The 23,338-nt window shown below is 67.1% G+C and carries 20 protein-coding genes and 1 tRNA gene; 10 read left to right on the top strand and 11 right to left on the bottom strand.

All coding sequences use genetic code 11. The features are described 5' to 3' along the window. Nucleotides 1–21 precede the first annotated feature (21 nt). Nucleotides 22–672 carry a nitroreductase family protein gene (locus tag OXU42_12110; protein ID MDE0030132.1) on the bottom strand — a complete coding sequence of 217 codons (651 nt, stop codon included), beginning with the start codon at nt 670–672 and terminating at the stop codon, nt 22–24. A 144-nt stretch (nt 673–816) separates the two neighbouring features. Here OXU42_12110 and OXU42_12105 point away from each other — a divergent pair, with 144 nt between their 5' ends. From OXU42_12105 to OXU42_12070, 8 genes are all read left to right on the top strand, one after another. Further along, nucleotides 817–1,668, top strand: coding sequence for an NAD(+)/NADH kinase (locus OXU42_12105; GenBank protein ID MDE0030131.1), 852 nt, complete (start codon nt 817–819; stop codon nt 1,666–1,668). A 36-nt stretch (nt 1,669–1,704) separates the two neighbouring features. Continuing rightward, nucleotides 1,705–3,414 (top strand): DNA repair protein RecN, encoded by a 1,710-nt coding sequence (recN, locus tag OXU42_12100; GenBank protein ID MDE0030130.1) that lies wholly within the window; start codon nt 1,705–1,707, stop codon nt 3,412–3,414. 123 nt (nt 3,415–3,537) lie between these two features. Further along, nucleotides 3,538–3,613: transfer RNA gene (locus tag OXU42_12095), tRNA-Ala, on the top strand. Nucleotides 3,614–3,714: 101 nt separating this feature from the next. Continuing rightward, the gene (locus OXU42_12090; GenBank protein ID MDE0030129.1) at nt 3,715–5,103 is read left to right on the top strand and encodes a circularly permuted type 2 ATP-grasp protein; all 1,389 of its coding nucleotides are present in this window, start codon (nt 3,715–3,717) and stop codon (nt 5,101–5,103) included. A 26-nt stretch (nt 5,104–5,129) separates the two neighbouring features. Further along, nucleotides 5,130–6,101, top strand: a complete 972-nt coding sequence (locus tag OXU42_12085) for an alpha-E domain-containing protein (GenBank protein ID MDE0030128.1) — start codon at nt 5,130–5,132, stop codon at nt 6,099–6,101. Continuing rightward, nucleotides 6,098–6,982 (top strand): transglutaminase family protein, encoded by an 885-nt coding sequence (locus tag OXU42_12080; GenBank protein MDE0030127.1) that lies wholly within the window; start codon nt 6,098–6,100, stop codon nt 6,980–6,982. Before OXU42_12085 ends, OXU42_12080 begins: the two co-directional genes overlap by 4 nt. 15 nt (nt 6,983–6,997) lie before the next feature. Beyond that, nucleotides 6,998–8,413 carry a type I glutamate--ammonia ligase gene (glnA, locus tag OXU42_12075; GenBank protein ID MDE0030126.1) on the top strand — a complete coding sequence of 472 codons (1,416 nt, stop codon included), beginning with the start codon at nt 6,998–7,000 and terminating at the stop codon, nt 8,411–8,413. 90 nt (nt 8,414–8,503) lie between these two features. Beyond that, the gene (locus tag OXU42_12070; GenBank protein ID MDE0030125.1) at nt 8,504–9,934 is read left to right on the top strand and encodes an ammonium transporter; all 1,431 of its coding nucleotides are present in this window, start codon (nt 8,504–8,506) and stop codon (nt 9,932–9,934) included. An 84-nt stretch (nt 9,935–10,018) separates the two neighbouring features. Here the strand turns inward: OXU42_12070 and OXU42_12065 are convergent, their stop codons facing one another. The 7 genes from OXU42_12065 to OXU42_12035 all read right to left on the bottom strand — a co-directional run bounded on the left by OXU42_12065 (nt 10,019) and on the right by OXU42_12035 (nt 17,366). Then, nucleotides 10,019–12,172 (bottom strand): ATP-binding protein, encoded by a 2,154-nt coding sequence (locus tag OXU42_12065; protein MDE0030124.1) that lies wholly within the window; start codon nt 12,170–12,172, stop codon nt 10,019–10,021. Further along, complete coding sequence (locus tag OXU42_12060; GenBank protein ID MDE0030123.1) at nt 12,169–13,377, bottom strand: ABC transporter substrate-binding protein; 1,209 nt, start codon at nt 13,375–13,377, stop codon at nt 12,169–12,171. Before OXU42_12060 ends, OXU42_12065 begins: the two co-directional genes overlap by 4 nt. An 8-nt stretch (nt 13,378–13,385) precedes the next feature. Continuing rightward, nucleotides 13,386–14,594 (bottom strand): SpoIIE family protein phosphatase, encoded by a 1,209-nt coding sequence (locus OXU42_12055; GenBank protein ID MDE0030122.1) that lies wholly within the window; start codon nt 14,592–14,594, stop codon nt 13,386–13,388. After that, nucleotides 14,584–14,934 (bottom strand): STAS domain-containing protein, encoded by a 351-nt coding sequence (locus OXU42_12050; GenBank protein MDE0030121.1) that lies wholly within the window; start codon nt 14,932–14,934, stop codon nt 14,584–14,586. The genes OXU42_12055 and OXU42_12050 overlap by 11 nt, the downstream gene beginning before the upstream one ends. Beyond that, nucleotides 14,934–15,374, bottom strand: a complete 441-nt coding sequence (locus OXU42_12045) for an ATP-binding protein (GenBank protein ID MDE0030120.1) — start codon at nt 15,372–15,374, stop codon at nt 14,934–14,936. The genes OXU42_12050 and OXU42_12045 overlap by 1 nt, the downstream gene beginning before the upstream one ends. 89 nt (nt 15,375–15,463) lie before the next feature. After that, a complete protein-coding gene (locus tag OXU42_12040) occupies nt 15,464–15,964 on the bottom strand; it encodes a nucleoside 2-deoxyribosyltransferase (GenBank protein MDE0030119.1) in 501 nt (166 codons plus the stop codon). Between the two features lie 73 nt (nt 15,965–16,037). After that, on the bottom strand, nt 16,038–17,366 hold the full coding sequence (locus OXU42_12035) for an MFS transporter (protein MDE0030118.1): 1,329 nt from the start codon (nt 17,364–17,366) through the stop codon (nt 16,038–16,040). Nucleotides 17,367–17,531: 165 nt separating this feature from the next. Here OXU42_12035 and OXU42_12030 point away from each other — a divergent pair, with 165 nt between their 5' ends. Together OXU42_12030 and OXU42_12025 are read left to right on the top strand one after the other, a co-directional pair. Further along, nucleotides 17,532–18,455, top strand: coding sequence for a hypothetical protein (locus OXU42_12030; GenBank protein MDE0030117.1), 924 nt, complete (start codon nt 17,532–17,534; stop codon nt 18,453–18,455). A gap of 177 nt (nt 18,456–18,632) precedes the next feature. Continuing rightward, on the top strand, nt 18,633–19,307 hold the full coding sequence (locus OXU42_12025; protein MDE0030116.1) for a carboxypeptidase regulatory-like domain-containing protein: 675 nt from the start codon (nt 18,633–18,635) through the stop codon (nt 19,305–19,307). A gap of 25 nt (nt 19,308–19,332) precedes the next feature. Here the strand turns inward: OXU42_12025 and rpe are convergent, their stop codons facing one another. From rpe to tkt, 3 genes are read right to left on the bottom strand one after another with little or no spacing between them, the layout of a single operon-like run. Further along, nucleotides 19,333–20,004, bottom strand: coding sequence for a ribulose-phosphate 3-epimerase (rpe, locus tag OXU42_12020; protein MDE0030115.1), 672 nt, complete (start codon nt 20,002–20,004; stop codon nt 19,333–19,335). Between the two features lie 42 nt (nt 20,005–20,046). Then, nucleotides 20,047–21,192: a transaldolase gene (gene tal, locus OXU42_12015; GenBank protein ID MDE0030114.1), complete on the bottom strand. Its 1,146-nt coding sequence runs from the start codon at nt 21,190–21,192 to the stop codon at nt 20,047–20,049. After that, nucleotides 21,189–23,255, bottom strand: coding sequence for a transketolase (gene tkt / locus OXU42_12010; protein ID MDE0030113.1), 2,067 nt, complete (start codon nt 23,253–23,255; stop codon nt 21,189–21,191). The genes tal and tkt overlap by 4 nt, the downstream gene beginning before the upstream one ends. Between the last annotated feature and the right edge of the window lie 83 nt (nt 23,256–23,338).

The following is a 23,338-nucleotide window of genomic DNA, read 5'->3' as shown; positions in this document are numbered from 1 at the left end:
ATGGCGTTTCGGGACGACGTTCTACGACTTGGGCCAGGACGTGATCCGGGACTCGGGGCGCAGCTTGCTCCGGTCGTAGGTTTCCCAGTGGACGAAGTCGTCGAGCTTGCGGCGCGGCTTGGGCTTGGGCCAGGCGCGCGGGCGCCCCACGGGCATCACCCATAGCAGGCGCAGCGGACGCGGCACCTCGAACAGCGCGCGCAGCTCCGGTTCCACTTCCTTGCGCACCGAGACCCACACCGTACCGAAGCCCATGCTCGCCGCGGCCAGCATCATGTGCTCCACCGCGTTGGCCACGTTGGCCTGGAAGAGCTTCTCACGGTCCGAGGGCTGGCGCGTGGTGAGGTAGACCCGCCGGGTGCGGGCGTCGCCGCACACCAGGACCAGGGCGCTCACGTCGCCCACGTAGTCCTTCTTGAGACCCTTGTAGTTCACCGGATCCTCGAGCTTGCGCTGCTTCCATTCGGCGGAGTAGATCGCGCGCACCTTGCGCATCTTCGCCCGGTCCCGGGTCACGATGAACTCCCATGGCTGGCTGTTGGCCCCGGACGGCGCGAGCCGGGCCGCCTCGAACACGAGCCGCAACTGTTCGTCGGTGATCCGCCCGCTCCTGTACACGCGCACGCTGCGGCGCGCCGCCATCACGTCCAGCAGTTCCCGTATGTCCACCATCGCCTCCTTCGCGGCCGACCCGCGTGTCTCCGAACGCCGCGCGCGACCCCGCATGAAGTCCAAAGGCCGGCTCCGCCGGCGTTCACCACGTTCAAACACAAGATGGCATCCTTGACTACCCTGTGGTACTTCTGCCGCAGGACCATGATCAAAGTCGTCGGAATCGTCGCGAAGTACGGAGAGGAGAAGGCCGAGAAGATCATGCGCGGGACCATTCCGTGGCTGGAGGGCCGCGGGATGGAGGTGCTGGTGGAGGCCGAGTTCGGCACCGCGGGCGGGCGCGTCGCGCGCAAGGAGGAGATGGCCGAACGTGCCGACCTGATTGTCGTCCTGGGCGGGGACGGCACGCTCCTGAGCATCGCCCGCCTGGTGGAACGGCCGGAGGTGCCCGTCGTCGGAGTGAACCTCGGGGGCCTCGGGTTCATCACCGAGATCGCGTTGGACGAGCTCGAAGAGGTGCTCACCAGCACCATCGCCGAGAACTACACCATCGAAAAACGCATGACCTTGCAGGTCAGCATCGCGGGCAAGGATGGCGTACGGCACCTGCGCATCCTCAACGACGCGGTCATCACCAAGGGCGCCCGCTCCAAGATCATCGACCTGGAAACCTACGTCGGCAGCGATTACCTGTGCACGTACCGGGCCGACGGCCTCATCATCTCCACGCCCACGGGATCGACGGCGTATTCGCTGGCGGCCGGCGGCCCGATCCTTCATCCCGCCATGAGCGCCATCATTCTCTGTCCCATCTGTCCGCACACGCTCACCACCAACCGGCCCATCGTCATCGCCAGCGACGCCCGCATCCGGTCGACCCTGAGGTCCTCCGGAGACACCGTCATCCTGATCCCCGACGGCCAGGAGGGCATACTCCTCAACAACGGCGACCGCGTGGAGGTGCGCCGGCACAAGTCGCCCGTGTCGCTGGTGCGGATGCCGACGCGGTCGTATTTCGACGTGCTCCGCAACAAGCTCAAGTGGGGAGAGCGTTAGTGCGACGTGTGACGCGTCGCGCCGGGTGTCGCTTCCATGCTGCAGCAGCTCCGCATCCGCAACATCGCCGTCATCGACCAGGCCGAGTTGGAGCTCGAGCCCGGGCTGAACGTGCTTACGGGCGAGACTGGCGCCGGCAAGACCATGGTCCTCGCCGCCTTGAACCTCATCCTGGGAGGCCGGGCGTCGTCCGACCTGATCCGCGAGGGTGAGACCGACGCCACCGTGGAGGCCCTGTTCGCGGACATGCCGGCGCCCACGCGCGGCGCCCTCGAGGCGGCCGGCTGCGGGGACGACGACGAGTTGGTGCTGAAGAGAGTGGTAACCCGCGGGGGCCGCGGCCGCATCTATCTCAACGGCGCCCTGACCGCGCGCACGCTCCTGGCCGAAATCGGCGCCGGCCTCATCCACATCTACGGGCAACACGAGCAGCACACGCTGCTGCGCACCGAAACCCACCTCGCCCTGCTCGATGCCCACGGCGGCCTCGAGCCCAAGGCAGCCGCCATGAAGGAGCGCTTCACGGCGTTCGCGGACGCCTGGCAGCGGGTGTGCGACCTCCGGGAGAAGCTCGAGGACGCGGCTCGGGAAGAAGCCTTCCTGCGCGCCCAGGCGGAAGAGATCGAAGACGCGAGGCTCGAAGCCGGCGAGGAAGAAACGCTGCTGGACAGGCGCCGGCTGATCGTCCATTCCGAGAAGCTCTACCAGACCTGCAAGGAGGGCGAGAGCCTCCTCTACGAGGATGACAACGCGGTGGTGGGAGCGCTGGGACGGTTCATCCCGCGCCTCCGTGACATGGCGGAGATCGACGGCGCGTTGTCCGAGGCGGTGACGCTGCTGGAGGGATCGGCGGCGCAGCTCGACGAGGCCGCGGCGCTGATACGCCAGTACGCGGACCGGCTGCAATTCGACCCGCGCGAGCTGGAACGGATCGAGGACCGCCTGGCCGAGATCAGCCGGCTGCGGCGAAAGTACCGCGCGCCGGTGGAAGAGATCCTGGCGCTGGCCGAACGGGCGAAGGAGGAGCTCGCGGTCATCGACCGCGGCACGGAGAATCTGGCCGCGCTGACGCGGGAGTTCGAGGTCGCGCGGGACTCGGCGTGGGCGACGGCGGAGGAACTGTCGCGGCTGCGCAAGCGCGCGGCCAGGACGCTCCAGCGCCGCATGGAGCAGGAAGCCGGCCAGATCGGACTGCCCAACACGACGTTCGAGGTGCGTTTCCACGCGCGCGGCGACACCCCCGACCAGCCGCCGTTCGTCATGGGGGGCAGGCGCATCGGACCGGACGGGGTCGACGACCCCGAGTTCTTCTTCTCGCCGAACCCCGGCCACGCGGTCCGACCGCTGGCCCGGACCGCCTCGGGCGGCGAACTGTCGCGCCTCATGCTGGCGCTCAAGTCCGTCGTGTTGACCGGGAGCGAGATCCCCACCCTGCTGTTCGACGAGGTGGACGCCGGCATCGGCGGCGGCGTGGCCGAGATGGTGGGCCGCAAGCTCGCCGCGGTGGCGCGGTCCCACCAGGTGATCTGCGTGACCCACCTCGCCCCCATCGCCGCACTGGCGCACTCGCACTACGTGGTGGAGAAGACCGTTGACGAGGGCCGCACGTTCACCACGGTGCGGAAGCTCGAGGAGGCGGAGCGCGTGGGCGAGCTGGCGCGGATGCTGGCGGGGGTCGAGGTGACCGCCCAGGCGGAACGGCACGCCGCCGAGATGCTGAAGGTCGGCCGGCCCGGCCGCTCCTGATGCGCCCCACCGGGACCCGCCCCCCACCCTCTTGCCTCCCGGCCCGCGTTTCGGCTATGCTTTCCTATCCAGCCGGTGGTCGAGGACCCTGACGGGTCCGTGACCGCCTCAGTTCCCGGGCGTGGGGCCGTAGCTCAGCTGGGAGAGCGCTTGAATGGCATTCAAGAGGTCGCCGGTTCGATCCCGGTCGGCTCCACCACGTTTTCCAGGAATCCGTCCGGAGGCGGTGTGTCGCAGCTTCGAGCAGCGGGAGGCGGAGTTTTTTCAGGCTACGACCTGGATACGCTTTTTTACGATGAAATGTTCGAGCCTCGCGGCAATCCGCGCGCCGCGTCCCGCAGACTGCACGCGGCGTTGGCGGAACTGGGGCCAGAGGATTTAGTCAAGCTCCAGGACGGCGTCTACCGGCACTTCCTCCACGAAGGCATCACGTTCACGGTGCTCGATGCCGACAAGGCCACCGAACAGATCATTCCCATCGATTGTGTCCCGCGGGTGTTGACGGCGGCGGAGTGGGACCACCTCGAGCGCGGGCTCAAACAGCGGCTGGCGGCCCTCAACCTCTTTCTCAAGGACGTCTACCACGAGGGACGGTGCCTCAGGGACAGGATCGTTCCCATCGACCTGGTGCTGGGCTGTCCGCAGTACCGCATGGAGATGCGCGGCGTCAAGGTACCGCACGACGTCTACGTCGCCGTCTGCGGCACCGACGTGGTGCGCACCCACGACGGTTTCGCCGTGCTCGAGGACAACCTGCGGGTGCCCTCCGGGGTGTCGTACATGCTTGCCTGCCGGAACGCCATCAAGGAGGCCTTCCCGCGGCTCTACCGCGCGAACCGGGTGCGCGAGGTCTCGGACTACGCCGAGCTGCTCTACGCCACCCTGGCGTCGCTGCGACCCTCTCAAGACACTCCCAATGTCGCGATCCTGACCCCCGGCATGCACAACGCCGCGTACTATGAACATGCCTTTCTCGCCGGCGAGATGGGCATCGATCTCGTCGAGGGGCAGGACCTGCTCCTGCGCGACAGCGGGCTCTATGCCCGCACCACCTCGGGCCTGCGCCGCGTGGACGTGCTGTACCGGAGGATAGATGACGACTTTCTCGATCCGGTGCACTTCCGCTCCGACTCGGTCCTGGGAGCGGCGGGGCTCTTCCACGCGTATCGCGCCGGCAACGTCGTGGTGGCCAACGCGCCCGGCACCGGAGTGGCCGACGACAAGAGCCTGTACGCGTACGTCCCGGAGATCATCCGCTATTTCCTGGGCGAGGAACCCATCCTCGCCAACATCGAGACCCATCTGTGCCGCGAGCCGTCGAGCCTGGCCTACACCCTGGAGCACCTGGAAGAGCTGGTGGTCAAGGAAGTGGGCGGAGCCGGAGGCTACGGCATGCTGGTGGGCCCCCATGCGAGCGCGGACGAGCGCGCCCGCTACGCCGAGCGGCTGCGCGCCGATCCCGCCAACTTCATCGCGCAACCGGTGCTCGCCCTGTCGCGCGCGCCGTGCTTCATCGACGGCGCCATCGAGCCGCGCCACGTCGACCTGCGTCCGTTCGTGCTGCAGGGCCGGGACGAGCAGCACGTCGTTCCGGGAGGGCTGTGCCGGGTGGCGTTGCGCCGCGGCAGCCTGGTGGTCAATTCCAGCCAGGGCGGGGGCTGCAAGGATCTGTGGATCGTGGAGGATTGAGTGCGGTCGGCGAAGAGGAACGGACGATGCTCGCACGCCTAGCGGCCGAGTTCTACTGGCTGGGGCGTCACGCGGAGCGCATCGAGCACACGGCGCGGCTGCTGCGCTTTCAGCTCAACCGCCTCCCGGACCGGCCGGTGGACGAGTTGACCCTGGGGTGGCAGGCGGTGTACCGCATCCTCGGACAACCGTCCGTGAGTTCGCACGTCGACGGTGACGACGCCGAAACGGTCGTCATACCGGACGCCTACACCCTCGCCGGCAAGCTCGTGGAAGAACGGGCGAACCCCGACTCGCTGTTGTCCTGCTGGGAGCACGCGCGAGAGAACGGCCAACGGGTACGGGCGGAACTGCCGCTGCCGGTCTGGACCTGCCTCAACCAGGGTTACCTGTGGATACGCGACAGCGATTTCACCACCGCATGGACCCGCGGACCGTCGGCCCTGGTGGGCGAGGCCGTCGATCGGCTGCATCTGCTGGCCGGAGTCGTAGAGGCGGTCATGCCGCGGGACGAAGCGTGGCGCTTCCTGGAGCTGGGCCGGTTCATCGAGCGGCTGCAGCATCAGGCCGAGCTGCTGGCGGGCTGGGTCGAGTTCAACCGAGAGGACGCGGGGGCAAACGCGCTGTCGTGGGCGGACCTCTTGCGCGTGTGCAGCGCCTACGAAGTCTACTGCCGGCGCCATTCCACCAACATCGAACGGCAGCAGGCGCTGGGCCTCCTCACCCAGGACCCGGAGGTCCCTCGCTCCCTGCGCTTCGCCGCCCAGCGCATCGCCCGTCTGCTGGCCGGAATCGATCCGGTGGGCGCCCGCTACCCCATGGCGGCGCCGCACCGCATGGCGCTGCGCCTGGCCGCATCCATCGAGGTAGAGCCCACCGGCCTTTCCGGAGAGGCCGGCGAATTCTTCCGCTCCGTGGCACAGGACGGCCGCGTGCTCCACGATCTCACCATGGCCGCCTACGTCACCCATTCTCTCCCGCAGGAGCTCGCCACGTGACCGTGACCTACCGGATCGAGCACCGCATGTGCTTTCGCTATGCCGCGCCGGCGGAGGACTCGGTGATGACGCTCTACGTCTGCCCTCTCCGTGACCGCGTGCAATTGGTGCGGGAGTTCTTCGTCGAGACCCAGCCGGACGGCACACTGTTCGAGTTCACCGATCCCTTCGGCAACACCGGGCATTTCCTCGAGCGGCCGCGGGTTCGTGACGAACTTCGCGTGGTCGCCCGCTCGACGGTGGAGTTGGGGCCGTTGGGGCGTGCGCCGGAACGGTTGGACTCCGAGGCCTGGACACGGCTGGGGCGGACCGCCCACAACGTCGCGTTCTGGCCGATGCTGCACCCCAGCCATTTTGTGGCGCCGACGCCGACCCTGGAGAAGTTTCTGGAAACCCACGGCATCGCGCCCGGCGACGACCCGCTGGTCAGCACTCGCGAACTTTGCGCCACGCTTTACAGCGTGCTGGAGTATGCACCCGGCGAGACCACGGTGGATTCGCCCATCGACCGCATTCTCGAGACCGGCCGGGGCGTGTGCCAGGACTACGCCCACGTGATGGCGGCGGTCCTGCGCGGGTGGGGAATCCCGTGCCGCTACGTCTCGGGCTACCTGGGACCGACCGTGGCGGGGCTGGCGGAAGGCGAGAGCCACGCGTGGGTGGAAGCCTGGTTCCCCGGCTCCGGGTGGATCGGCTTCGACCCCACCAACGACACCGAGGGCGACGAGCGTCACATCCGCGTAGCCGTGGGGCGGGACTACGCCGACGTGCCGCCGACTCGCGGCACGTTTCGTGGCGCCGCCGGTTCCGTCCTCGACACGGAAGTGGTAATCGAACGCATTGATGACGCGGACTCGCCCGATCAAGATCTGTGGACCTGAACATAAGGAGCGACCATGACACTTTCGGATGTCCAGAAACTGATGGCCGATAACGGCGTTCGGCGCGTCGACCTTCTCGTCACCGACCTCATAGGCCGCTGGCAACACTTTTCGATACCCCCTTCCAAGGTGAAGGAAAGCCTCATCGAGCGCGGCCAGGGCTTCGACGGCTCCAGCCTGCGGGGCTTCCAGTCCATCGACCAGTCGGACATGCTGCTGGTGCCCGACCTCGACTCCGCGCGGATCGATCCGGTGGAGCCGGAGCCCTCGCTCAAGCTCATCTGCGACGTGGTCGACCCCGTCAACGGCGAGCGCTACAGCCGCGATCCGCGCTGGGTCGCCACCAAGGCGGAAGCCCATCTTGCCGCCACCGGCATTGCCGACAAGGCGTTCTTCGGCCCGGAGCTCGAGTTCTTCGTGTTCGACAACGTGCGCTTCGGACTCAAGCCCAACTCGTCCTTCCATATCGTGGACTCGGATGAGGCCGACTGGAACTCGGCGCGGGAGGAGGGTGATCGCAACCAGGGCTACAAGATCCCGCCCAAGCAGGGCTATTCGCCCATCCCGCCGTTCGACCAGCTAGCCGACCTGCGCTGGGAGATGGCGGAGAAGATGGGGCAAGTGGGTATGGAGTTCGAGGTCCACCACCACGAAGTGGCCACGGGCGGCCAGGGGGAGATCGCCACCCGCTTCCAGACCCTGCGCCGGAAGGCCGACGAGACCCAGTGGTACAAGCACATCGTGCGCAACGTGGCCAGGGCCCACGGCAAGACCGCCACGTTCATGCCCAAGCCGCTGTTCGGGGACAACGGCAGCGGCATGCACGTGCACCAGTCGCTGTGGCTCGGCGACACCCCGCTCTTCTATGAGGCCGGCAGCTACGCGGAGTTGTCGGAGCTGGCGCGATACTACATCGGCGGCCTGCTCAAGCACAGCCCGTCCCTGCTGGCCTTCTGCGCCCCCACGACCAATTCCTACAAGCGCCTGGTGCCGGGTTTCGAGGCCCCGGTCTACCTCGCCTACTCCGCGCGCAACCGCTCCGCGGCGGTGCGCATCCCCACGTACGAGACCTCGCCGGCCAGCAAACGCCTTGAGTTCCGTCCCCCCGACCCCTCCGCCAACACCTACCTGGCGTTCTCGGCCATGCTGATGGCGGGGCTTGACGGCATCCGCAACCGCATCGACCCCGGTGACCCCACCGACGCGGACATCTACGAGCTCTCGCCCGAGGAAGCGGCCAACATCCCCTCCGTCCCCACGTCCATGGAGGAAGCTGTTGCGGCCCTCGGCGCGGACCACGACTACCTGCTGGAGGGAGGAGTCTTCACACAGGACATCATCGACCACTACATCGCGTTCAAGGAGCAGGAATCGAGGGATGTCTTTCTCCACCCCGTGCCGGCGGAGTTCTTCCACTACTACCACATCTAGTGTCTGTCCGAGGCGACGGGCGCGGTGACGAGTATCGTTACGGGCCTTGGGTTTGCAGACTGAATCGACCAGAACGGAGGTGCCGCTAACATGAGCAGATACGGGATTTCCACGAAGGTTTCCTTCCTCGGCGGGCATTTCGGCCGCCTGGCCATCGCCGGCGGCCTCGCCGCCGCGTTGGGTTTCTTCTGGTTGGCCACCACCGCGGAAGCGGCCGTGGACAAGGAGTTGCAATTCGTCCTGAACACCTTCTCGTTCCTCATCTGGGGATGCCTGGTGATGTGGATGTGCGCGGGCTTCACCATGCTCGAGTCGGGTTCGGTGCGCACCAAGAACGTGTCCATGATCTGCCTCAAGAACATGGGGCTCTACGCCATCGCCGGGATCATGTACTTTTTCATCGGCTACAACCTGATGTACGTCGACGTCGGCAGCGTCATCGGCAGCTTCACGCCCTTCTACGGGCCGACGGGTGAGGAAATCGCCTTGCTGAGCGCCGACGACACGGCAAAGGCGGCGGCCACCGAGGCGGTCCTCAAATCCTCCGGCTATGCAACCATGTCGGACTGGTTCTTCCAGATGGTGTTCGTGGCCACCACCGCGTCCATCGTCTCCGGCACCCTCGCCGAGCGGGTGAGGCTTTGGACCTTCTTCGTCTTCATCATCCTCCTGACGGGCGTCATCTACCCCATCGTCGGCGCCTGGACCTGGGGCGGCGGGTGGCTGGGCGCCATGGGCTTCAAGGACTTCGCCGGCTCCACCATCGTCCATTCCACCGGCGGCTGGGCGGCCCTGGCGGGCGCCATCGTCGTGGGAGCCCGGCGCGGCAAGTTCCGGGCCGACGGCAGCGTCAAGGCGACGCCACCGTCCAACATCCCCATCGTCACCCTGGGCGTCTTCATCCTGTGGTTCGGGTGGTTCGGCTTCAACGGCGGATCGCAACTGGCCCTGGGCGGCGCCACGGACGCGGTGGCCATCAGCCACATACTGGTCAACACCAACCTGGCCGGCGGCGCCGGGTTCCTGGTCGCTCTGGTCATCGAGCGGCCCCTGCTCGGACGGGTCGACCTGATGGCCGGCCTCAACGGCGCCCTGGCGGGCTTGGTGGCCATTACCGCCGGGCCCGACTTCGCGAGCCACTACTGGGCGGTGATCATCGGCGCCATCGGCGGCGGCATCTGCGTCGCGGGGTTGCGGCTGCTTGAAATACTCAAGGTGGACGACGTGGTGGGCGCGATTCCGGTGCACCTGTTCGCGGGCATCTGGGGAACCCTGGCGACCTGCATCGTGGCCGGCGGCAACTTCGGCGTTCAACTCCTGGGAGTGGTGGCCATCGGCGTGTACGTGTTCGCGGTTTCGTGGGTGGTCTGGATGGTGCTGAGGCAGCTCATGGGAGTGCGGGTTTCACTATCGGTCGAAGAGCTCGGCCAGGACGCCGGCGAGCTCGGCATCGAAGCCTATCCCGAGTTCGTGGTCATGCCCGATCCCGACGACGCCGACGAAGTTCGTGGCAGCGGCTGAGACGCGGACGCCCGCCGGGAATGGCCGTGATGTCTCCCGGCGGGCAATCGACCGACGACCGGGCGGCCTGGAGGTCCATGAAGGTCAGGCCGTGGCGGCTTCCGCTCCTTCAGTCGGGATCGTGACCGAGAACTCCGTGAACACGCCCGGCTCCGACTTCACGCCCAAGTGGCCCCCGTGCTGGGACACGATGTCCTGGGAGAGGGACAGGCCGAGTCCGGTGCCTTCCCCGGTAGGCTTGGTGGTGACGAAGGGCTCGAAGATCTTCTTGATCATGTCCTGCGGAATACCGGGGCCGTTGTCCCTGATGCGGAACTCGGCTCGATCGTCTTCGCGCTTGCTCGACAACCGGATACACGGCTGATAGCCGCCGTCGGAATTCCTGGCCCGTTCGAAGGTCGCTTGGCAGGCGTTGGTGATGAGGTTGAGGAAGACTCGGCTCAAGTCCTGGGGCACGACCTCGATCTCCCCCATCCCGCTATCGAGGTCCTCTTCCCACGTCACGTTGAACTGCTGGTCCTTGGCGCGCATGGCGTGATAGGCGAGGTCGGCGTACTGCTTGAGCAGCGCGTTCAGATCCACCGAGCGCCTTTCGCCGGACTGGGCGCGCGAGTGGTCCAGCATGCTGCGCACGATGCCGTCGGCGCGCTTGCCGTGCTGGTTGATCTTCTCGAGGTTCGAGGTCAGGTCGTCCAGGATTCCCTCGATCTCATCCCGCGCGTCCTCCGGCACTTTCTCACGGACCTCGCCCAGGACCTCCCGCACCTCCTCGATGAGCTCGCCTGAAACCTCCGAGAAGTTGTTGACGAAATTGAGCGGGTTCTTGATCTCGTGCGCGATGCCGGCGGCGAGTTGCCCCAGGGAGGCCAGCTTCTCCTGCATGACCACCTGGTTCTGGGCCGTCTTCAGGTCCTGGAGAGTCTGCTCCAGCTCGGTGTTCTTGTCCTTCAGCTCGTCGGCCAGCTTCTCCACGAGATTGAGCCGCTGCACTTCCAGGGCGTGACGCCGGAATACCTCCAGGGCTTCCGCCATGTCGGTGACCTCGTCGTTGCCCCTCACCTCCACCGGCACCTCGAGGTTGCCCTCGGCCATGGAACGCATGGACGCCGCCAGCCCGGTCATGCGCCGGATCAGATAGCGGCCGACGAAGACGCCGAGCGCGACGGCGCCGATGACGTTCAGCACGTTGAGCAGCACCAACACCACCATGCCGGTGCTCACCGCCGCGGTGGAGGCGTCGCTGGCCGCGTCCGCCTGGCGGTCCGCCACCGCCACCACCCGGTCCATGGTGGCCAGCAGGCTGGCCGCGGTGGCGCGATTCTCGTCGATGTAACGCGCCTCCATTTCCGCCTGGCGCAAGATGGCTTCCTGCAGGTCGAAGATTCCCTCGGCCCCCTGCCCCAGGGACTTGAGGCGTTCGAACTCGAAGTCGAGCATGCGCGTGGGGGACGCGTGGGCCTCGGAAGAACGGAACGCGCGCTCGAACGAGCCGAGCGCCGCGTTGTAGCGCTCTCGGACGGGCTGGATCAAGGTGCGGTCGTTCAGCACCGTGGCTTCCGCGAGCAGCCTCGCGGCGAGGTTGGCCTGCGTGTGCAGCGTCAGCAGATCGCGGTACCGTACCTGTTCCGCGTACGAGGTTCGTTCCGCCGGAGGTGCGGGGCTGTCGCCGAGTTCCCTCAGGCCCGTGGCGAGGAAGAAAGCCTGACCGTCGATCTCGGGCACCAGGATGCGGTCGATCTGCCGGGTCATGACCGGGATCTCGGCTTCCCGCGTGTCCAGCCGGCGTTTGAGTTCCCGTCGTCGCGAGGACGACCGCTCGATCTTTTCCAGCGTCGTGGTGAGGGCATCGGCAAGGGAACGAAGCGTATCCGCCTGTTGCTGATTCTCCAGCGAATCCTGCTCCCGCAGCTCTTCGATCAGATTGTTGAGCAGTTCCTTGTCCCTGGCGATGGCTGCCCTGACCTCGGTGAGCTCCTCCGCGGACGAGACCGAAACAAGCCGCGGCGCCGCGTCGACCAGCGCCGAACTCTGCTGCGCGGCGCGAATGGCCGCCACCAGGCTGGGCACGCTCCGTTCGGTAATGTGCCGTTGCGAGTTGCTCACGACGCCGAACGACACCAGCGCCACCACGCTGGCCGCCAGCATCAGCAGCACTCCCGCGCCGAAGGCGGCGTACATCTTCACGCCGAGGCCGATACGCCGGCTCTCGACGCGTGCGAGAAGGTTGGCGAGACTCAAGGCCGCTCCAGATGCCGGATCGAACGGAAGCGCTCGGAGCCGTCGATCACGGTCAGGTACACCCGGTCGGAGCCCTGGTTGTCGGACTCCCCGTAAAGCAGCAGGAAGCCGCCGAGATCCATGGTGCCGGCCTTCTGCAGCGCGCGGATGAACCCCTCGCGCGTGGGGTTCGGTCCGGCCCGGCGCAGCGCCTCCACGGCGACCCTTCCGGTCAGGTATCCCTCCAGAGAAACGAAGCCCGGTTCCGCGCTGGCGGCCACCGCGCGCAGCGCTTCATGGTATTGCCCGACAACCGGAATCCACCGGTCGTGGGGAAAGGGCACCACCTGGGTCACGATGACGTTCTCGCCCGACGGACCCAGCGCTCTTGCCAGCGCCGAGCTGCCGACGAAGGAAATGTTCACGAAGACGGGATTGAAGTCCAGGTAGCGGGACCACTTGATGAATTCCGCCACGGGCTCGTAGGCGCCGACGATGATGACCGCCTCGGGCCTGCCCTCGCGCAGGTCCAGCACCGCGGTCTTGACCGCCCGGGTATTGCGCGGATAGGTGGCCTCCGCCACCAGCGTCATGCCGCGCCGGTGGAGTGCCTGAAGCGTACCCGCGAGCCCGGCGCGCCCGTAGGAATCGTCCTGGTAGAGGATGCCGATGCGCTGCACTCCCAGGTCGCGGGTGAGGCGCTCGACCATCTCCTCGGTCTCCTGGTAGTAGGAGGCGCGTACGTTGATGACGGTGGGACGCCGGCGCGCGTCGCGCAGGAACTCCGCGCCCGTAAAGGCGCCGACGTAGGGAACGCCGGCCTCGGTGGCGATGGGTTCCGCCGCCTTCGACGTGGGCGTCCCCACGGCGCCGATCAACGCGAAGACCCGCTTCTCGCCGATGAGATGGTTGGTGTTGGCGATGGCCGCCTCGGGCTCGTAGCGGTCGTCGCGGGTCTCCAGGCGCAGTTGCCGTCCGTGAATGCCGCCGGCCCGGTTGGCCTCCTCGAAGGCCGCCGCAATGCCCAGGCGCATCCCCTCTCCCAAGGCCTTGGCGGGGCCGCTCAAGGCGCAGGATTGCCCGAACACGACGGCGTCCGGGCGAACCCCTTGGGCATTCGCGCTCGCGGTCGGGGTTTGCGCCGACAGTTCGCCCGGCGGCGCCAAGGCCACGGACGCGAGGATGGCCAAGGCCGGCAGCAGCCATGCCGCCACGTATCGCGCCAACCCCCTCACTAGCCTCCGAGATAGCGCAATGCCACGCAGGTAATGTCGTCCGATTGCGGGTTCCCGGCGGCGAACTCACGCACCTGGTCGAGCACCCGGGAGGTGACGTCGTCGCACGAGGTGTCGTCGAGCGTGGCGAGCAGGGCGTCGAGCCGGTCCTCGCCGAGTTCCTCCGATCCCGGTCCCTCGGCCTCGGTAACACCGTCCGTGTAGAAGAACAGCAGGTCGCCGGACTCGAGCTGGAGGGTTTCCTGGCCGAACGCGTGGCCGGGAAGCACGCCCAGCGCCACGTCCCTGGTGGTGGGCAGGGCCGTCACCTGCCCGCCCCTGCGCACGAGGCGAGGAGGGTTGTGGCCTCCGTTGCAGTAGTTGAAGACGCCGCTCCCGGAGTCGAAGACGCCGTAGAACAGGGTGACGAACATGCAGCTTTCGTTGTCGTCGGCCAGCAGGTTGTTGACGTAGGCGAGAGCCTCGTCCGGCCGTCCGCCCTCCAGCGCGTGGCTTCGGAGCAGCGTGCGGCAAGCCATCATGAACAGCGCGGCCGGGACGCCCTTGCCCGACACGTCGCCGATGGCCACGCCGATCTTGTCCTCTCCCAGGGGAACGAAATCATAGAAGTCGCCCCCGACCTCCTTCGCCGGCACCATGAGCCCGTGCGTGTTGTAGCGCGCGGTGGAGGGAAAGCTGCGCGGCAGCACCGACGCCTGCATGTCCCGCGCCACGTCCAGCTCCCGGCTCAGGGCCACCAACTGATCCCGGTTGGACAAGGCCTCGCGCACCAGCGCCAAGTGCCTCAGGGTCTTGTCGATGGTGATCTCGAGATCGTTGAAGTCGATGGGCTTGGTGACGAAATCGAACGCCCCGCGGTTCATCGCCGTGCGGATGTTGTTCATGTCGCCGTAGGCCGACACGATCACCGAGCGAATGTTGGGGCGGGTCTCGTTCAGTTGCTTGAGCAGCGCGAGGCCGTCCATCACGGGCATGTTGATGTCGGAGATGACCATCGAAATTTCGTCGTCCACATCGAGCTTCTCCATGGCTTCCTGCCCGTTGTGCGCGAACTCGAACACCAACTCGTTCCTGCGGATGCGTCGGCGAAACTTCTGCAGCACCAGGGCCTCAAGATCCACCTCGTCGTCCACCACCAGGATCTTGATGGGCCCGTCCGTCGCCTCGGCCAGAGCCTCGGAGATGGCTTCTTCGAGGTTATCCGGCATCGATGGCGTCCTGCCGCGTCGGGTGAATGGCCAGGATCTCGCTGAAACCGCTGATCTTGAAGACCTCGGCTATGTGGTCCCGCATGGCGCAGAGGACGATCTTTCGGCCCCCCGCCTGCAACTGTTTCGCGGCCAGCAGCAGAACCCGGAGCCCGGCGCTGCTGATGTATTCGATGTTCTCGAAGTCCACGACGAGGGAGCCCTTGCCTCCTTCGATGAGCTTCAGCAGAGACTCCTGAAAAGGGCTGGCCGTGCTGCCATCAATGCGGCCCGCGGGAATGACGACCGTGGTGTCGCCCTCGGTCTCGGTGGTGAGGTCCAAAACGCTTCCGGTTGCCATCAACTGTCTCCTTTCACGGGGGCGCGTAGAGTAATTCGGTTGTATCCGTCAACACGTTGGTAGTCGGGATTCGGGAAAAGAGTCCTGGTCAGGAAGACGCCGAGGCCGCCGATGGGACGGTCGTCGATGGAGGCATGGAGATCGGGCTCGGAGACTTCCTCGAACGGATTGAAAGCGATGCCGCTGTCATCGAGTTGGGCCACTACCTGGTCGGCCTCGATGCGCAACTCCACGCGCAGTTCCTGCCGGTCCGCATCCGCGAACCCGTACGAAATCGTGTTGGTCGCCAGTTCGTCCAGGGCCAGGCTCAGGTTGTGAATCTGCGCCTCGGAAAGTCCGTTGGCCTCGCCAAAACGCGCAACCGCCTCGGCCAAGTCCTTGAGCGCTGACGAAAGCTCGGGCTCAAGGTCGAGGGAAAGCCGGGGAAGCGCTGTCTTCATGACAGTCATCTCGAACAGCGTACGTGTTCTATTCTGCTTGGAGTCACTATTTGAACCAGTGAGAAGTTAATAGATCAAGCGATACCGTGTCAACAACCACCGGGGAGTCCTTCCCTCACCCACCGCGCCAGCGCCTTGTCGGGGTTGCCGATGTCCTCCACCGAGGTGTACCAGTAGGCCTCCCAGCCGGACCGCGGAAGCCCGGTGAAGACCATCAGGTTCAGCGGATACGCCTCGCTGTCGGTGCAGCGCCTGAAGTCGTCCCGAAACAGGAAAACCGGCTTTTCCCAGGCGATGGCCATGCCCAGCTCCACCATGACGCCCTCATCCGGGGGACAGCCGTTGACCACCGCGAACAGCCCGTCCGCGTCGCGCACATCGCGGAGATCGGCCTGACCGATGCGGTATGCCCAGCCGGCCCCCGCCTTGTCCACCTGGTTGTTGCGCGCGAACGGCTCCCACACCTCCACTCCGAGCGCTTCCAGCGCCGTCGTCAGCGCCGCCAGCGGCCCCTCCCGCTGCTGCGCCGAGAAGCCGTAGGGATTGGCCAGGTAGAGGGTCTTCGTGGACGGGGTCTTGGTGGAAGGCATGGGGTTCGTGTGCCACGCCGCCGGCACGCGCGCAAGCCGGCCAGGACCTCGGCCGGCCCGATGCCGCGCGTGTTCAGGCGACGGCCTCGTCGTCGCGGGCGCGGGCGGTGACGACGAGCAGGAAGAGCATGACCGCGAGCAGCACGGCGCAGCTCAGTCCCAGGGACCACTGGATGCCGACGACGCCGCCCATGACCCCCACGGTGAAGCCGCTGAAGGTGCGCAGCCCGAGGCCGGACATGATGAACAGGCCGATCAACTGCCCGCGCAGGTGCGCCGGCGAGATGAGCTGGACCAGCGTCTGCGACATGGTGAGGAAGGCCAGGTTCAGGAAGCCGGCCAGGAAAAGCAGGCCCACCGCCACGTAGAAGTACGGCGTGAACGCGAACATGCCGAGGGCCGTACACCACAGGATGGCCAGAAGCACGGCCGTGCGCGCCCGCGCCTGGAGGAACCCGCGGCTCTCCAGCAGCACGCCGCTCGCGAAGGCGCCGGCGCCGTTGGCGGCCAGCAGCACGCTGTAGCCCGCCTCGCCCTGGCCCAGCCTGAGCGCGAAGCCGGGCATCTGCGCCTGGAAGGCGTTGCCGACGATCAGCGAGGAGAGGCCCACGAGGCACACCATGGAGACGATGACGCGATTGGTGCGGGCCTCGCGCAGGGCCTCCAGGGAACGCGCCCAGGTGGTCCGGCGCGCCTTCACGGTCTTGGTGCTGGCGCCGTGTCCCGTGTAGGGGACGGTGAAGAGCCACAGCGTCAGGGGGATGTAGAACATGGCGTTCACCACCAGGCCCCATGCCGGGCCCAGTTGCCACATCATCCAGCCGCCCACGGCCGGCCCCGCGAGGATCCCCAACTGCCGCCCCGTGGCGTTGAGGCGCACCGCGCTCTGGAGGAACTCCGGCCCTACCATGTCGTGCAAAATGAGCTGGCTGCCCGGGCTCCACAGCACTCCGGCGACGCCGTGCACCACCAGCAGCGCGCACGTGATCCCTACCGTGAGCGTGCCCGTGATGATGAACCAGGCCCAGGCGATGGTCAGCACGAAGTAGAGCACCATGGCCCACTGGATCACCCGGCGGCAGTCGAAACGGTCCGACAGCAGGCCCACGTACCAGGACAGCAGCAGGAACGGCGACCAGTGGCTGATGACCGCGAAGCCCTGCAGCTCCGGCCACCGGAACAGCTCGAATATGACCCAGTAGCTGATGACGTGCTCGATGTTGTCCGCCATCATGGACAGCATCGTAAAGCAGAAGTAGGCGCGGAAGTGGCGGTGGCGCAACGCCCCGAAGGAGACGGTGGATTGGGCGACGTCCTTGTACGATCCGTCCTGGTGGGCGGCGCCCGGCGACTGCCCGGTCTGGACTCGCGGGGCGGCCGGTCGTGAAGAAGACTCTGGCATGGCGCACGAGCGAGTGTGGCACGAAGGAAGTTCGGAGACAACTCTCCTGTCAAACCCCTGACACCCGGCTTCTTGCGATCCGGGTTGGACTTGTGGTATGCACTTTCCAGTGAGCAATGGTTCTGCGTAACCCCTGAAGAACTCTAAGATAAAGGAGAGCGAACGATGAAGAAGCTGGTTCTGGAGAGCACCGCGCCGTTTCAAGGGCTGTGTGAGTTGGTGGCCTACAACGAAGGGCTGTTCGAGAAGGAAGGCCTGCAGGTCGAGTTCGCCGACAGAGGGACGGGCGACATCCAGACCCACACCGACCTCACCAACCCCAAGGACGCGAACCCGCATGCGAGCCACGGCATGCTCTTCGAGCAGGGCAAGGCCGACATGTACAACGCGTGTGAGTGGGGCAACTACTGCCGCGTGCAGGATTCGGTGGTCGACAACGGCCGGCAGATCGGCCGCCGCTCCATCATCGCGTACGCCGGGCTCGTGGTCCGGCCCGACTCGCCGGTGCAGACGGCCCAGCAACTCGCCAACCGCCTGGTGGGCGTACCCTTCTACTTCGGCACCCACTACCTGGCGCTGCACATGCTCGAGGGGTTCCTCACCCGCGACCAGATCAACCTCTGTCAGGCGCCGCGCGGCTCGCGCTACCGCCTGGAATCGGTGATGAAGGGCGAGATCGAGTCCACCACGCTGACCGAGCCGTACCTGACGCTGGCGGAGAAGAAGGGGTGCCGCATCGTGGTGGCCGCTTCGTTGCACGGCACCGAGGTCGCCGCGGACACCGTGGACGCCGAGACCTACGCGATGTTCAACCGCGCGGTGCGCGAGGCCGTGCGCCGGGTCAACGCCGACAAGAGAAAGTACCTGCAGTACTTCATCGACTACCACAAGGACGATCCGGAGATCGCCGCCCTGACCGTCGACGACCTGCGCGAGAGCCGCCTCGTGGTGGTGGATCCGGCGCCGATTCCCGCCGAGGAGCTGGAGCGGACCGCCGCATGGATCAAGAGCTGGGGCCTGCTCGACGAGGACAAGCCGGCCGTGGAGCTGGTGAACCCGGAGGTCCAGTCGAGCGGCCACGCGGTATAGCGGACGCCGGCGGAAGGCTCGGCAGAGCCGCTTGAGCGCCTCCGGGTGAGGCAGTTACACTACGGCAAACCATCAGGGAAACGGGAAGGCCCGATCGAGCCTTCCCGTTTCCCTTTCTTCCGGCTGGTCCTCGCGTTTTTCATCCTGACCGCCGCGTCACCGGCAGCGGGCCAAGCCTTGGACCGCGCGGAATCCCGAGTCCCCGAACCAAACCGCTTTTCCAGCAACACCGGCGCGCTGGCCGGCACCTTGCGCATCGGCGGACACCCGCCACGGCCCGGCGTTTTGCGCGTCCACAAGGAACGGGCCTTCTGCGGCTCCGCCGTTCCCGACCAGAGTCTCGTTGTCGGTCCCGAGGGCGGCCTGAAGAACGTCGTGGTGACCCTGAGCGGGACGGGTCTTGAAGGCCACGCACGGCCACCCGGCGCCATCCAGCTCGACAACATCGGCTGCCGCTTCGCCCCCCACGTGCAGGCGGCCCAGGTGGGCAGCACCCTCCTCCTCCTGAACAGCGACCCCATCCTCCACGACGCGCACGCGCGCCTGGGGCCGCGCACCGTGTTCAACGACGGGCTGCCCTGGTGGCGCCGGGTCAAGCGCACCCTGGATCGGCCCGGCCTCCTGAAGATCATCTGCGAGTTGCACCACGCGTGGATGAGCGCCTACATCGTGGTTTCGTCCAACCCGTTCTTCGCGGTGACCGACTCGCGCGGCCGTTACGTGATCGAGGACATCCCGCCGGGGACCTACGAGGCCCGTTTCTGGCACGAACGGCTGGGGGAAGCGTCGCGGCGGGTGGTGGTGGAAGCCGGGGAAGAGCGGCGGGTCGATGTCAGGTTCCCGCCGCAGTGAAGCGAAAATCAAGGGAACGCGCGCGCTATGACTCCGTGGGCACGCTGGCCCTCAGGCGCCTGACGCCTTCGGCGGCGCCTCCCGGCGCCTTGTAGACGGAGGAACCGGCCACCAGCAGGCGGGCGCCGGCGGCCACGACCCGGGCGGCGTTGTCCGGACCGATGCCGCCGTCGATCTCCACGGCGGTCTCCAGGCCGCGCTCGTCGAGCGTGCGCCGGAGGCGGCGCAGCTTGTCCACGCTGCTCTCGATGAAGCTCTGGCCGCCGAAGCCCGGGTTCACGCTCATGATCAGGACCTGGTCCAGTTCCGGCAAGATCTCGTCCAGCGTGGCCAGCGGCGTGGCCGGGTTGAGCACAACGCCGGCCTTCTTGCCCAGGGACTTGATCTGCTGCACGGTGCCGTGGAGATGCGGGCAGGCCTCCTGGTGCACCAGCAGCGTGTCGGCACCGGCCTTGGCGAAGTCTTCCAGGTAGCGCTCCGGCTCGACGATCATCAGGTGCACGTCCAGGGGCAGTTCGGTGCTGCGGCGGGCGGCCTCGACGATGAGCGGGCCGATGGTGATGTTGGGCACGAAGCGGCCGTCCATCACGTCCACGTGGATGGCGTCGGCGCCGGCCTCGTCCACCTCGGCGATCTGCTGTCCGAGGGTGCGGAAATCCGCCGAGAGGATGGAGGGGAGTATCTCGAATTTGCTCATGTCTGCCTTGGTCGCCTGTGGCGCCGCGCGCCCTTCGATCCTTCAGGACGAGTCGCCGCCCCGGTCCGCCGCCTTCCGGCATTCCGCCTCGACCGCCGCGAGCAGCTTGTCGAACGCCTCGGAGAAGAGCCGCACCCCGTCGTCCAGGAGCTTGTCCGTCACTTCCTTCATGGACACGCCCGCCGCCTCCAGGGCCGCCATGGTCTCGGCCGCTCCCTCCACGTCCTCTTCCAGGCTCTGCCGCGCCTTGCCGTGGTCCCGGAAGGCGTCCAGCGTGGCCGGCGGAATGGTGTTGACCGTGTCCGCGCCGATCAGCTCGTCGACGTACAGCACGTCGGGGTAGTCCGGGTTCTTGGTGCTGGTGCTGGCCCACAGGAGCCGCTGGGGCCGGGCGCCCTTGCCCGACAGCGCCTGCCAGCCCTCGCCCTGGAGGATCTCCTTGTAGCGCTTGTACGTCACCTTGGCGTTGGCGATGGCGACCTGGCCCATGAGAGCGCGCAGACGTTCCTTCTCGTGCTCGTCGGCGGTCTCCATGCGCTTCATGAGGGTGTCGTCCACCAGCGAGTCGATGCGCGAGATGAAGAAGCTCGCGACGCTGGCGATGCGCGCCACGTCGCGGCCGTCGGCGGCCGCCCTGGCCAGCCCCCGGATGTAGGCCTGGGCCACCTGCTCGTAGGCTTCCCGGGCGAACAGCAGGGTCACGTTGACGCTGATGCCCTCGCCGATCAGGCGCTCGATGGCCGGCACCCCGGCGGGCGTGCCGGGCACCTTGATCATCAGGTTGTCCCGCGCCACCGTGTTCCACAGGCGCCGGGCCTCGGCCACCGTCGCCTCGGTGTCGTGGGCCAGGTAGGGCGACACCTCCAGGCTGACGTAGCCGTCGCGTCCGTCGGTCTCGTCGTACACCTTCCGCAGCACGTCCGCCGCCTCCTGGATGTCGCGGGTGGCGATGGCCTCGTAGACGGCCTTGGGGTCCGCCGATCCGTCGCCGCCCATGCGCGCGATGAGATCGTCGTAGTCGTCGCTGTCCGCCACGGCCTTCTCGAAGATGGCGGGATTGGACGTGACCCCCTTGAGGCCGTCCTCTTCCACAAGGCGCTGCAACTCGCCGCCGGTGAGCAGCTTCCGTTGGATGAAGTCGAGCCAGACGGACTGGCCGTGTTCGTTCAGGGCTTTCAACGGGTTCATGTTTTCCTCCGTGCGAGCTGCGCCTTGGCCGCGGCGACCACGTCGGCCGCGGTGAAACCGAACTTCTTCTGCAGGTCCTTGAGGGGCGCCGAGGCGCCGAAGGAGCGCATGCCGATCTGGTGGCCGGTGAGGCCGGTGTACTTGCTCCAGCCGAACACCGACGCCTGCTCCACCGACACCCGTGCCGTGACCTCCGGCGGGATCACGCTGTCGCGGTAGTCCTCGTCCTGGTCGTCGAACAGTTCCCAGCAGGGCATGCTCACCACCCGCGCCCGGACGCCCTCCGCGGTCAGGGTCTCGTGGGCCTCAACGCACAGCGACACCTCGCTGCCGGTGGCGAGCAGCAGCACCTCGGGCTTGCCGCCGGGTGCATCGGCAAGCACATAGGCGCCCCGGGTTACGCCGTCGGCCGAGGCGTAACGCTCGCGGTCCAGGGTCGGCAGCGCCTGGCGCGTCAACACCAGCACCGCGGGCTCGTGGTGCCGCTCCATGATGACCTTCCAGGCCGCGGTCACCTCGTTGGCGTCGGCCGGGCGCAGCACCATCAGGCCGGGCACCGCCCGGAGCGAGGCCAGGTGCTCCACCGGCTGGTGCGTCGGCCCGTCCTCGCCCACGCCGATGGAATCGTGGGTGAAGACGTGGACCACCGGCAGCTCCATGAGGGCGCTCAGGCGGATGGCGCCGCGCGCGTAGTCGCTGAAGATGAGGAAGCCCGAGCCGAAGGCGCGCACCTTGATCAGCGCCATGCCGTTCATGACCGAGGCCATGGCGTGCTCGCGGACGCCGAAGTGGAGGTTGCGCCCGGCACGGTTCTCGGCCGAGAAATCGCCGGCGCCGTCGAAGGTGAGGCGCGTCTTGGTGGACGGGGCGAGGTCCGCGGCGCCGCCCATGAGCCACGGCACGTTCCGCGCCAGCGCGTTCAGCACCTTTCCCGAGGCGTCCCGGCCGGCCAGCCCCTTGGGGTCCGCGGGGAACTCCGGCAGGTCCCGGTCCCAGCCCTCGGGAAGCTGGCGGTGCTGCATCCGGTAAAGCTCGTCCGCCAGCTCCGGATAGCGCGCCCGGTAGTCCTCGATGCGCGCGAACCAGGCATCCCGCAGGGCCTTGCCGCGTTCTCCCATGCCCGCCCGGAAATGCTCGCGCACGCCGTCGGGAACGTGGAAGCGCGCGTCCTCCGGCCAGCCGTAGCGCTTCTTGGTAAGCTTCACCTCCTCCACCCCCAGCGGCTCGCCGTGGGCGCCGCTGGTGTCCTGCTTGTTGGGCGAGCCGTAACCGATGTGGCTGTCGACGATGATCAGGGTGGGCCGGTCGGTGGTGTCGTGGAACGTGCGGAACGCCCGCTCCAGCATCTCCAGGTCGTTGGCGTCGCCCACGCGCACCACGTTCCAGCCGTGGCCCAGGAAGCGCGTGGCCACGTCGTCGGAAAAGGCCAGGGCGGTGTGGCCCTCGATGGTGATGCGGTTGTTGTCGTAGATCCAGCACAGCTTGGAGAGCTTGAGGTGCGCGGCGAGGGACGCGGCCTCGTTGCACACCCCCTCCATCATGCAGCCGTCGCCGCACAGGGCGTAGACGTCGAAGTCGACCAGGTCCTCGAAGCCGGGCCGGTTGTAGCGCGCGGCCATCCAGCTTCCGGCGATGGCCATGCCCACGCTGGTGGCGACGCCCTGGCCTAGGGGGCCCGTGGTGGTCTCCACCCCCGAAGTCCAGCGGTACTCGGGATGACCCGGGCAGCGGCTGTCGAGCTGGCGGAACTGTTTCAGAGCCTCCAACGGCACCGACAGGTCCCCCAGGGTCTCGTAGTCCTTGCTCACCGCCTTGACCGCGGTCAGGTGCAGCAGCGAGTAGAGGAGCATGGAGGCGTGGCCCGCGGACAGCACAAAGCGGTCCCGGTTGGGCCAGATGGGATCGTCGGGATCGAAACGAAGGAAGCGCTGCCACAGGCAGTAGGCCACCGGTGCCATGGCCATGGGCGTGCCCGGATGACCGGAATTGGCCTGCTGGACTCCGTCGATGGACAGGGTGCGGATGGTGTTGATGCACAATTCGTCGAGACGGGCGTCGCTCATGGACGATGGACTCCTTGGCGCGTGAGCTTCTTGTTCTCAACTCAAGTGTGCCAGATGATCCGGGCCGCGCACAATGCGGACCG

Source organism: Deltaproteobacteria bacterium, from assembly GCA_028818775.1.
GTDB lineage: Bacteria > Desulfobacterota > Binatia > UBA9968 > JAJDTQ01 > JAJDTQ01.
This window is presented reverse-complemented; position numbering and strand designations above follow the sequence as displayed.